Here is a 12305-nt window from a genome sequence, read left to right as displayed (position 1 = left end):
GGATTTAGTTTGGCTAGGTAAAAAGCAGCAAACGGGACCGTCTCTTCAGCCGTAGTATTAGGCTTTAGGGAGGGTCCCTGTTTGCGTTTGGAGTCCTCTTTTTTCTATGTGATAAAGAGATTGCTTTTGTACCATATATATTGGTTTTGCTCGCTATTTGAGGAATTCGGGCGTTGTTATAATTTGAGTATGGTTACAGAAGAACTTGACACGATATGGGGGACCAAGGATGAGAACACTAAAAAAAACATGGCCTTTTCACTTGATGTTATTGCCGGCGATGATATTCCTGATCATCTTCAGCTTTATTCCAATGGGCGGAATTGTGATGGCATTTCAGGATTATAAGCCATGGCTGAAAATTTCAGGCTCGGCATGGGTTGGATTGGACAATTTCCGTTATCTGTTTGAACGTAATGACAGTATGCAGGTCATTTGGAATACATTGATTATTGCTGTTCTAAAAATGATTTTCAATCTGGCTGTACCGTTTGTGTTCGCCATTTTGTTAAATGAGATTCGCAAGGTATACATACAGCGCACTATTCAGACGCTGGTTTACTTGCCTCACTTTTTATCTTGGGTTATTCTCGGCGGGATATTGCTGGATTTGCTTGCTACAGATGGTTTTGTCAATCAGATCTTAGGCAGCATGGGCTTCAAACCCATCTTTTTCTTAGGGGATAACAACTGGTTCCGGTTCACAGTTATTCTCACAGATGTGTGGAAGGAATTTGGTTATAATACGATCGTCTTCCTAGCTGCTCTAGCAGGAATCAATCCTTCATTATATGAGGCTGCTGAAATAGACGGCGCTAACCGCTGGAAGCAGACACGTTTTATCACAATGCCATCTCTATTGCCAATGGTTGTGGTGGTAGGTACCTTGGCTCTCGGAAATGTATTGAACGCAGGGTTTGACCAGATTTTTAACCTCTACAATCCACTGGTCTATCAGAAAGGCGATATTATTGATACCTTCGTGTACCGCACGGCTATTCTGAATGGTGAGATGGGCTTTGGTACGGCAATCGGACTGTTTAAGTCGGCCATTAGTATGATCCTAATTCTCGTCTCGTACAGTTTGGCTAAGAAGTGGGCAGGATATCGCATTTTCTAATTTACCAAAGGAAGAGGGAGACAACTTATGTATTACAAAACAAGAGGTTATCGTATATTCAATGTGTTTAATACTTGCTTTCTAATCCTGCTCGCACTGATGTGTATTGTACCTTTGATTCACGTGCTGGCTGTATCCTTTAGCGCGAAGTCGGCAGCTGATGCCAATTTGGTAGGATTATGGCCAAAGCAATTCTCTCTGGAAGCTTATAAAAAGACAGTAAACAATCCAATCTTCCTACACTCCATCTGGGTATCTGTACAAAGAACCATACTCGGGACTGGACTTACACTTTTAATTACTTTTCTGGCAGCCTACCCGTTGTCCAAAGAAAACTCAGCCTTCAAGGGCCGTAATGTCTACTCTTGGTTGTTCGTTTTCAGTATGGTGTTCAACGGCGGATTGATTCCATTTTACATTGTGATTCAAAAGATTGGTTTGATGGATTCCTTCTGGGTACTTGTTCTGCCAGGTGCGGTAAATACGTTCTTGGTGATTCTGATGCTGAACTTCTTCCGTGGTATTCCAAAAGATCTGGAGGAGGCCTCGCTTATAGACGGAGCCGGACATTTCCGTACGTTGTTCAGCATTTACTTGCCGATTTCTTTACCATCGATCGCTACGATTGCCTTGTTTAGTATGGTGTTCCATTGGAACTCCTGGTTTGATGGACTATTGTATTTGAATAATTCCAAACAATTTCCACTGGCGACATTCCTGCAGACGGTTATCATTCAACGGGATATGAGCTCCATGAGCATCAATCCAAAGGAAATGGAGCTGATCTCGCAGACGACGGTGAGAGCCGCGCAAATATTTATCGGAGCCGCTCCAATTTTGATCGTATATCCTTTCCTGCAAAAATATTTTGTTAAAGGGATGACACTTGGTTCTGTAAAGGAGTAGCAATGATGACAACCACATTTATCAATGGAATGGATATCTCGTTTCTGGATGAAATTGAACAGGCACGGTATGTTGGATTACTTGCGATCTAACTGATGAATTGGCAGAAACAAGAAGACAGCTTAAGGTTAATTACCTTGAGCTGTCTTCTTTTTAATTTCCAGAAGAAGGATTGGCCTTTCCTGATACATATAAACAAGCAACATTTCAGTATTTCAGGAAATTGATTCAGAGCAGCAAGAGTAAAAATAAGGCTTTACTCCCATACTACCGTTATCTTGGACCTGAGCTTCACCATAACCTTTAGGAGGAATGCGGATGAAACAACATTCTGCTCCCACCATCTATATACAGCTTAAAAATCGGGTGATGGTTCCCAAGGGTAAAGGTGTCACATTGGGTGATATTGCTTTTTTGATAGCGGAGCCTGAGCTGAAAGAGTCGTTGGAGACAATTCTCTTAATGAAGCCGGAGCAAAGTGACGGCAATCTGATTTTGATTGATCTGTTGATGGTTATCCCCCGGATATATGAACTTATACCGAATGCGGACATTGAACCGATCGGTGAAGGGAGGACGATTGTGCAGATTGAGAGTCAGGTGGAGAGACGGAAACCTTCGGTGGCGATGTTTGTTTTAGTGTGGCTGCTGCTTTTCTTTGGGTCTGCTCTGACAATTATGAACTTTCATGCTGATGTAAATATGCTGGAGGTACAAATTCGAATTGTGGAGATGCTAACGGGTCATCGGGATGAGCATCCCTATATATTTCAGATTGCTTATTCTCTGGGCATCGGGTTTGGGATGGTCATTTTTTTCAACCATTTATTTAAAAAGAAGTGGAACGAGGAGCCTACTCCGCTGGAAGTGGAAATGTATCTGTATCAGAAGAACATCGACCAATATGTCATCAATGAGGAATACAGCAAGATGAGGCGCCGAAGTGAAAACCAATCTGAGAATACGGAGGACTGAAGATGACGGCACCCATAGCACTGGGACTAAATTTGCTGCTGGGCATTGCGGGTGGTATTGCTGTAGGCGGCGGAGTGATCGCTCTATTTGTTGTGCTCGATATGGTGCCGCGTCTGGCGCAATTAACCTCTTCTTACGATAAAGTTCATTGGTACGAAGGCGCGATGGTAGGTGGATCTTTAGTAGGTACTGTTAGTGATTTTTGGAATTGGAAAATTACCTCAGGTCCTCTAGTTGAACTTGGTGTAGGACTATTTGATGGGATTTTTGTCGGGATGCTCGCTGCAGCATTGACCGAGGTATTAAATGTGCTGCCGATACTCGCTAAACGCTTGAATATGACACATTATCTATTCGGTCTGTTAATGGCGATGGTGAGTGGGAAGGTCGCGGGTTCTTTGTTCGACTGGTTTGTATACCGACAGTAAACAGGGGGTTAGGAAATGAGCAAGTTTATTCACAGCGGTGATTCTGCACCGGAAGATGATCATCTGGAAGATAATGCTGCAGCTGCTGCAGCAATGAAGACAACTGCAGCGGATCTAGTTGCAGATCACACAGAACCTGTAGGAGCTTCAGCTATCGGGGAAAGTGAAGATTCAGCGGAAAATTCTACAACAACTGAAACTAGCCAAGACCAGGAGGATGCAGAGGCGTCAGCTGAATTAGGCACTGAGCTGCAAGACGCAGATGCAACTGCGGAGCAGGGAACAGAGCAGCAGGATGCAGCAGATGCCACTGCGGAGCAGGGAACAGGGCAGCAGGATGCGGAAGCCACTGCGGAGCAGGGAACAGGGCAGCAGGATGCGGAAGCCACTGCGGAGCAGGGAACAGGGCAGCAGGATGCAGCAGATGCCACTGCGGAGCAGGGAACAGGGCAACAAGATGCAGAAGCATCGGATGAGCTTGGCAATCAGGAGCCCAATGAGCCGAGTAAAGGTTTTTTTGCCAGGTTATTTGGTATGGATTCAGAGGATTCGGAATCAGATGATGAGGCACAGGATCAGAATGCTCAGGCAGCAGGAGGCACAGATAACGGTACCGGAACCGGGGAGGGTTCTCAAGCTCAACCGAAGCCTTCGAAGAAGCAGGCGAAGCAGCAGACTCAGAACAAAGGGAAAAATAAGCTGCAAGACAAACGCGATAGTGAGCATTCTAACTCATTAAAGGAATCCGTTATTTATTGGCAAGGCAATGATCATATCCCATGTTCTCTACAAGAAACAAAAAACACGCTGACCGAAGTGATGGGACTGGGATCAAGTTTTGATGTGACGTTTAGAGAAATGTCCTTTGGGGGACATAAGACAGCTTTACTCTGTTTAAGCGGATTCACCAACGAAGATGTAACGGATGAAATTCTGAAACGACTAACCTACCTTTCTTCAGAAAATTTGTCCGCAGGTGTGTTAGGTAGCTTTATGAACGAATACATCCCTCATATTCAAGTTGAAGAGGGTAGTGTATTAAGTGAATGTTTCGATAAAGTATTAAAAGGAATGAGCGCACTATTTATTGAGGGTGAGAACAAAGTTATCCTAATGGATACTCGATCTTACCCAATGCGAAGTCCTGATGAACCCTCGATTGATCGGGTGGTACGTGGTGCGCGTGATGGTTTTACAGAAACCCTGCTTAGTAATATTTCACTTGTAAGAAGACGGATACGTGATCCGGGGCTGAAGCTTGAAATGTTTCAAGTGGGACGGCGGACACGGACAGATGTCTGTGTGGCTTACATCGATGATATCGTTGATAAAACACAGGTTACGTCTGTCATCGATAAAATCAACAGCATCGATATCGATGGTATTCCACTGGCGGATAAGCAATTGGAGGAAGCGATTATCGGCGGAGGGTGGAACCCTTATCCTATGGTGCGTTATTCTGAACGCCCTGACGTTGTTGCCTCCAATTTATTGGAGGGACGGGTCATATTATTCGTGGATACCTCACCCATTGTAATTGTTCTTCCGACCACCTTTTTTGATCTTTGCCAGCATGCGGAGGAGAATCGCCAGACTCCTTTTATGGGGACATATCTGCGGTGGGTCCGTTTCATCGGCATCTTCGCTTCCATGTTCCTGCTGCCGTTATGGATGCTGCTTGTTATCCATCCTGAGTTAAAGCCTGCTATGCTGGATTTTATCGGGCCGCAAAAGACAGCCAGAATTCCTATTCTCGCTCAGTTTCTGATTGTAGAGCTTGGGGTTGATTTGCTGCGGATGGCCGCCGTGCATACCCCAACACCTTTAGGCTCAGCGATGGGTCTGATTGCAGCCATATTGATCGGTGATATAGCGGTGCAGAGCGGTCTGTTTGTAAACGAAGTAGTACTGTATATGGCGGTAGCCTCAATCGGTATGTTCGCGACTCCGAGTTATGAGCTGGGTCTGGCGAATCGTATAGTCAGGCTTGTGTTATTAATTGCCGTAGCGGCGTTCCAGGTACCAGGCTTTATGATTGGCACGACGTTACTGACTATCTTCTTAACCACTCATCGGTCCTATAACTCCTCATATATGTGGCCGTTTATACCCTTTAATGCAAAGGCAATGAGTGAAATTCTATTGCGTAAACCGGTCTTAAGTTCGAAGGAAAGACCGTCTTTTAACAAAACCAGAGACAATACCAGAATGCCGCCATCTCAAGAGAATGAGTAACAATCGTAGGAAAATACAAAACTACTGCAAATTAGTCCATTCAATGGAGTTCCCACTGTCTGTTATACTGAATACACTAAGACAGGGTGGAACCTTGATATTCCACAGAAATTGGAGGACTAAAGAATGTTTCTACACGGTACTAGCCGCATTAACGATGCTGGGCATTTGGAGATCGGCGGATGTGATGTAACTGAATTGAAGGCGGAATATGGAACCCCGCTATATATATTGGACGAGCAATTGGTTAGACAACGTTGCCGGGAATATATGGATGCTTTTAAAGCCTCCGGCCTTGGTTTCCAAGTAGCTTACGCAAGCAAGGCGTTTTCAGTAATGGCAATGGTTCGTTTGGCTGATGAAGAAGGTTTGTCACTGGATGTTGTATCTGACGGCGAACTATATACAGCTTTGCAAGCTGGCTTCCCGGCAGAACGTATTCATTTTCATGGCAACAATAAGACATCTGAAGAGATTGAAATGGCGATTGATGCCAAAATCGGCTGCTTTGTAGTCGATAATCTGGTAGAGCTTAACCTTTTGCAGTCCATTGCCGCACGTAAAGAAGTTAATGTGAACATCTTATTGCGGGTGACACCAGGTGTAGAAGCGCATACTCATGAATATACCGCAACTGGCCAGACGGATTCCAAATTCGGTTTTGATATCGGTAATGGATCGGCCTATGAAGCAGTGAAAGCAGCAGTCAGCAAAAAGAATATCACGCTGCTTGGTGTGCATTCCCATATTGGTTCGCAGATCTTTGAAACCGATGGTTTCCAGCTGGCTGTTGAGCGTGTGGCAACTTTTGCCCGCAGTGTTAAAGAAGGCTTGGAAGTGGACTTCCGTGTAGTCAATCTTGGCGGAGGTTTCGGCATTCGTTATGTTGAGGGAGATACCCCACTACATGTTTCTGAATATGTTGCAGCGATTACGGATGCAGTGAAGACTCATTTTGCGGGAATTTATAGTGCTTTGCCGGAAATTTGGGTGGAGCCGGGCCGTAGTATTGTTGGAGATGCAGGTACTACATTGTACACTGTAGGATCTAACAAGGACATTCCTGGCGTGCGTAAGTACGTTGCTGTTGATGGTGGAATGACCGACAATCCACGCCCTGCTTTGTATCAGTCTAAATACGAGGCATTGCTTGCTAACCGTGCTAACGAAGACGCAACTGAGACTGTCTCCATCGCTGGTAAATGCTGCGAGAGCGGAGATATGTTGATCTGGGATGTAGAGCTGCCGAAGGCTGAAAGCGGCGATTTGTTGGCTGTAGCCTGCACAGGTGCGTACAATTACTCCATGGCCAGCAACTATAACCGTCTTCGCCGTCCGGCTTTAGTATTCGTACAGAACGGACAAAGCGATCTTGTAGTGCGTCGTGAAAGCTATACTGATCTTATTGCCAACGATATTGTTCCAGAGCGTATCGCCAAACAGACAGTTGTTGCTAAGTAATAGCCTGCTGCTGTAAGGTGGGTAAAGTTGAGCAGCATACAGAGCAAGCAGGAAAGTCTCCTGCTTGCTTTGCTTTGTGCGTGGTTTCATAGTAATATAATTGAGGTATTCTAAATTTGTTAATTTTGAAAGGGGTCATTTACATATGGCAAAGCAAGCGAAAATCACTCTAGAAAATGGCGGCGTAGTGCTGCTGGACTTGTTCGATCAAGATGCACCTAACACTGTAGCCAACTTTGAAAAGCTGGCAAAAGAAGGTTTCTACAACGGATTAACATTCCACCGTGTTATCCCTGGTTTCGTTGCTCAAGGCGGATGCCCTAACGGAACTGGATCTGGCGGTCCAGGATACACAATCAACTGCGAAATTAACCCAAACAAACACGAACGCGGAACACTTGCTATGGCACATGCGGGTAAGAACACAGGCGGAAGCCAGTTCTACATCTGCTACGCTCCACAACCACACTTGGATGGAGTACACACTGTGTTTGGTAAAGTAGTAGAAGGCATGGATCTTGTTGATGCTTTCAAAGGACGCGACAAAATGACTTCGGTAGAAATCATCGAAGCTTAAGATTTAATAGTTAAAAAGCCAGTCTCCGAATATCGGGGCTGGTTTTTTTGTGTTGTTAAAGAATCCGCCTAACCTGTGTACGCCGCGAATTGCGCCGTTCTGGCAGCCAGAAGAATATCAAATACATGGCAAGAAACACAGTGAAGGCAAACAGCTCTTCAACAAGCAGGTAATAAGGATAAGGTCCAAAATAATCCAATACGGAATAGGTGCTAGGCTTCTGGGATAGGAACATGTAGTTTGAGCCTAGGAAGTAATTAGCAGTCCAGATGCAGGCAGCCACAATATTGAGGCCAAGCATGGTGATGAGTAACGATCTCCAAGTCGGCTTGTAGCCCTCAATCCAGGTCATATAAAGAGACGCCAGAATAATAGAACCATGAGCTATAAAAAACAGGAGAAAGCGGAAATGAGGGAACGGATAAACTAGGTTAGGGGTAAGCAAAGCAATAAATGCTCCGCCGATCCCGGCAAAGTAGAGAAAGGAATAAAGGGTTCGACTGCGTGAAATTAACATGATAATAGACAGCAGTAGAGTGATTCCACAGAGCTCGAACGGTAATGAGGAGCTGGAGCGCCAGATGTTCTGAGAGATGTACCACATTTGCAGCCCGGCTTCTGAGACTACAAGTAGAATGATTAGCAGCAAACGCACACTTTGCCGAAGTCTTGAATCTGCACGAATTTCAAACCGTAAGCCATAGAGCAGTAGACAACTTAACGTAATGATAGACAGCGCAACCCAATGCGAAGATGAGAACATGATGAAATCCTCCGCGTGCTGGCGATCAAAAAAAGATGAAAGCTGCATAGACATACCTCCTTTGAACGTGAAAACATCCATCAAAAATAAAGTTTGAGAATTTTAATAATATTGATTCTAGATATCCATAAATTGGGTATATATGTATATGTTCTGTCAACTCCACCACATAAGGAAGACTTTTCATTATATTAACATAAGATGGGGCGCTGGGTGCGGAATTACATATGAAGCTTTTGAACAAACAGGGGTGGAAAACAATTAGAACAAGAAAATGGAGGCAAAAAGAACATGTTTAAGAAAAAAATAAGTGTAATGGTCATTATTTTGATGCTTGTGGCACAATATGCCTATGGCATCGGATTTGCTCCGCAAGTAAAAGCGGCTGCGATTGATGACGAAAGAAATATCATCACCAGTGTTTCGATGGCTGTTTACGGGCCAGATGGAATCACAGTCACGAATAGCGTATACGAACAAGATGCTAATGTTACCTTGGATTATAATTGGTCTCTTCCTAAAAATCATAATTACAAGCAAGGTGACACTTTTACTTTTCAGCTTCCAGAACAGTTCCAGCTATTTAATGATTTTAACGGACCGTTGGTCTCTGAGGATGGAGATGTAGGGAGCTTTGAAGTCAGGCAAATTTCACATGAAGTGATAATGACTTTTAATGACTACATAGAAACGCATGATGACGTGCAGGGAACGCTGCGGTTAAATACTAAATTCGATAAACAGAAAATCTCGGGCAGTACTATTCAGAATATTTTATTTCCCGTGAGCGGCGGTATTCAGACAGTGACAGTGAATTTTAAACCAAGTGTTGGATCGACTATAGAGAAGAGAGGTATTCCCGAAGGCTTCAATGCGAACCAAATATTATGGACTGTTGATGTCAATAAGTCTTTGGAAGCCGTGGGGAATGCCATTGTGACGGACCCCATCCCTTCAGGCTTATCATTAAATACTCCAGTCACTGTGAGCGTGTATCAACTGAGCATTCAATTGGATGGTTCAGTAACGGAAGGAGCATTGCTCGACACAAGCAAATACTCTGCAGAGCTCTCCGGAGGGTCACTGATTGTCCGTTTTACGGAGCCTGTGATTAAAGAGGCTTACCGTATTGTATATTCCACAGGGATTACTAATGACCATCAGCTAAGCTTCACCAATACTGCAACTTTTTCAGGAGATGGGCAAGAGCCTGCCAGCTCCTCTGCCACAGTGAGTGTAGAACGTGGAGGAAGCTTGAAAAAGTATTCCACAAGCTATGATGGGGGCAAGCAGATCATTTCCTGGGCAATTGAATATAACTACAGTGAAAAGAACATCCCGCAAGGAAACGCTGTGTTAACAGATTTGTTCGATGATTCTCAAGAGCTGGTAGCCGATTCATTAAAAGTATATGCTGTGCAGCTGGATTCTTCCGGTGGTGCAACGTTAGGCAATGTTTTGACAAAGGATGTTGACTACACGGTTGTTTCCACCTCAGACGTTCATAAGGCTGGATTTGTATTGCAATTTGTACACGATGTTACTTCACCATATCGAATCGAATATAAGACAAAAGCGATAAAGCGCGTGTTTGAGGATGTCACCATAACTAATACAGTCTCCGATAGTACGTATAGTAATCAGGCTACCCGATTAATCCGGTCTTCCATTCTTTATAAGACTTTATCAACCGTAGATTATCAGAATAAAACATTGGGCTGGAAGGTCACATTGAATAGTGACAATTACCCGATGAGCCATGTTGCAGTTACCGAATCCTTCCCATTTGGCGGCCTAAAGTTTATTCCGGAATCACTGGTGATTAGAAATCTGAATGGAAATGTTTTAAATCCGAATAACTATAATCTAGTATACAACTTACCTGTCGAGCCTAATAAAGGCTTCAAGGTAGTGTTTAATTCACCAATATCTGGACTTTACACGATTAGCTATTCTACAGAATTTAACAAGGATTGGATTTGGGCTAAAACTGAAAATTTCAACAACAAAGTTCGCTTAGACTGGATGGACTCTACTGAAGCCTTACGCACGATAGAAGCAGAAGGGTTATTCATTCCTAGACCTGAAGCGAAAAACAATGGATTTAAAGGGGGAGCCTACGATGCTTCAACTAAAGAAATTACTTGGACGATAGGCGCCAATTATAACGGCAAAACCCTCGAAGCTCCGGCGCTTGCAGATATTTTAAAATCAGGCCAGACCTTGGTTCCTGGTTCACTTAAAGTTTACACTATGAATATTGCAAATAATGGTGATCCTACCAAGGGTGGAGAAGTGAATCGTAATAAATATACCTATAGCTTAAATAGCGATAATGAATTAAAGGTCATTTTTACAGATACGATTAGCTCCGCTTTCTACATTGAATTTAACACAAGTCTTGAAGGGCAAATAATAGGCACTACTATTGATAATAAAGCTAATCTCTATGATGGAACAAAAGTGGTTTCCAAAGATTTGACCGCCTCCGTAAAAATTCCTTTTGGAGAGGATTATGTGCTGAAGGACGGCACACAAAACGGGGATAAAATCGACTGGAGCCTGCAAATTAACCGGGGGCAGTCTACTGTAAAGGATGCTTTAATCAAAGATACTCCTAGTGCTAATCAAATTTTGCTGCAGAATTCATTCCATCTATATCCTACGGCTGTAGCTGTGAACGGAGATATCACGAAAAGCGGCCCTGAATTGATTCAGGGTATTGATTATAGCGTAGTTATTACAACGGATGCCGATGGAAAACAATCCTTTGAGTTAAGCTTTGCCAAGGAAATCAGCAGGGCTTACATTCTCGAATATCAATCCCTGATTGTGGCTAACACTGGAGACAAAGTAATAAATACTGTACATTTCAGTGGTTTTAACGGCAGCGAAATAAGTAAAGAGACCTCCAAAGAAATTATTGTCGGGGTCTCCAGCGGTTCTGGCACAGGCAGCGGGGTTAGAGGCACCCTCAATATTAAGAAGCTAGATGCTGAAGATAACTTAAAAGCGCTTGGTGATGCGACTTTTGCATTGTATCGACTAAATGGAGCGGAACGTGTATTGATTAACAGTCTAACTACAGATGCAGAGGGTACAGCTACATTCAATAAAATATGGCTGGGTAGCTATGTATTGGTGGAGACAGCAGCTCCAAATGGTTACGTGCTCGATACATCCGAGCATCCAGTGGAGATTCGTTCCTCGTCAGCGATTCAACTGGTGATTACGAATCAAAAAGCAGTGGAGCCAACGCCTACGGCAACACCAGAACCAACCGATGCTCCAACAACAACAACAGAGCCAACCGTAACACCTGCACCATCAACAACGCCAGAACCGACGGTTTCTCCATCACCAGAAGCGACTGCTGCACCTACACCAATCCCTACAAGCAGCACATCTGGAGGTTCGGTGGTACCCACGTCTACAAGTTCGCCCGTACCAGGGGTAATTATTAATGATCCAGCTGTTCCTGCTGGTCCTGGAATTGCCGCCGATCTAGGATCCGCGACATCAACCGATGAGGGAATTCCTGAGCAAGAGATAACCGAAGATGAAATTCCTTTAGGAGAAGTTGATATCGCCGATGAAGAAGTACCAAAGGGTACGGTGAACAATAGCACTTCGGTTGCTCCTCAGCTGCCGAAGACAGGTGAGAATAGTCCAATGCCACTGTATCTGTCGGGAATTGGGTTGATAACGATAGGTTTTGTTTTGAACCGAGTATTTAGACGTAGGGGTAAGACGGAGTGATTGAGATTAGTGTGATTTAAGATTTTATGCAAAAGCACCCAGCATGATAAATGCCGGGTGCTTTTATGCTTTTTTTGAAAA

At 44.0% G+C, this 12305-nt stretch carries 8 protein-coding genes and 1 pseudogene; 8 read left to right on the top strand and 1 reads right to left on the bottom strand.

The genetic code is table 11. The annotated features are described in order from the left end of the window. Positions 1–229 precede the first annotated feature (229 nt). From MKX34_RS22055 to MKX34_RS22025, 7 genes and pseudogenes are all read left to right on the top strand, one after another. Positions 230–1120, top strand: a complete 891-nt coding sequence (locus MKX34_RS22055) for an ABC transporter permease subunit (RefSeq protein ID WP_036676126.1) — start codon at positions 230–232, stop codon at positions 1118–1120. Between the two features lie 27 nt (positions 1121–1147). Next, on the top strand, positions 1148–2026 hold the full coding sequence (locus MKX34_RS22050; RefSeq protein ID WP_076104427.1) for a carbohydrate ABC transporter permease: 879 nt from the start codon (positions 1148–1150) through the stop codon (positions 2024–2026). Positions 2027–2344: 318 nt separating this feature from the next. Then, on the top strand, positions 2345–3001 hold the full coding sequence (locus tag MKX34_RS22045; protein ID WP_036676129.1) for a stage V sporulation protein AA: 657 nt from the start codon (positions 2345–2347) through the stop codon (positions 2999–3001). 2 nt (positions 3002–3003) lie between these two features. After that, positions 3004–3429 (top strand): stage V sporulation protein AB, encoded by a 426-nt coding sequence (locus tag MKX34_RS22040; RefSeq protein ID WP_036676132.1) that lies wholly within the window; start codon positions 3004–3006, stop codon positions 3427–3429. 696 nt (positions 3430–4125) lie between these two features. Then, positions 4126–5664: pseudogene (locus tag MKX34_RS22035) on the top strand (spore germination protein); the annotation flags it as partial. 126 nt (positions 5665–5790) lie between these two features. Continuing rightward, on the top strand, positions 5791–7125 hold the full coding sequence (gene lysA, locus MKX34_RS22030) for a diaminopimelate decarboxylase (protein ID WP_036676133.1): 1335 nt from the start codon (positions 5791–5793) through the stop codon (positions 7123–7125). A 145-nt stretch (positions 7126–7270) separates the two neighbouring features. Further along, positions 7271–7702 (top strand): peptidylprolyl isomerase, encoded by a 432-nt coding sequence (locus MKX34_RS22025; RefSeq protein ID WP_036676135.1) that lies wholly within the window; start codon positions 7271–7273, stop codon positions 7700–7702. Positions 7703–7757: 55 nt separating this feature from the next. Here the strand turns inward: MKX34_RS22025 and MKX34_RS22020 are convergent, their stop codons facing one another. Beyond that, positions 7758–8513 carry a TIGR02206 family membrane protein gene (locus MKX34_RS22020; RefSeq protein ID WP_036676136.1) on the bottom strand — a complete coding sequence of 252 codons (756 nt, stop codon included), beginning with the start codon at positions 8511–8513 and terminating at the stop codon, positions 7758–7760. A gap of 243 nt (positions 8514–8756) precedes the next feature. Here MKX34_RS22020 and MKX34_RS22015 point away from each other — a divergent pair, with 243 nt between their 5' ends. Beyond that, positions 8757–12224 carry an LPXTG cell wall anchor domain-containing protein gene (locus MKX34_RS22015; RefSeq protein WP_076297388.1) on the top strand — a complete coding sequence of 1156 codons (3468 nt, stop codon included), beginning with the start codon at positions 8757–8759 and terminating at the stop codon, positions 12222–12224. The last annotated feature ends 81 nt before the right edge of the window (positions 12225–12305 follow it).

Origin of the sequence: Paenibacillus sp. FSL R5-0636 (assembly GCF_037974255.1) — a bacterium.
Classification (GTDB): Bacteria; Bacillota; Bacilli; order Paenibacillales; family Paenibacillaceae; genus Paenibacillus_AQ; species Paenibacillus_AQ odorifer.
This window is presented reverse-complemented; position numbering and strand designations above follow the sequence as displayed.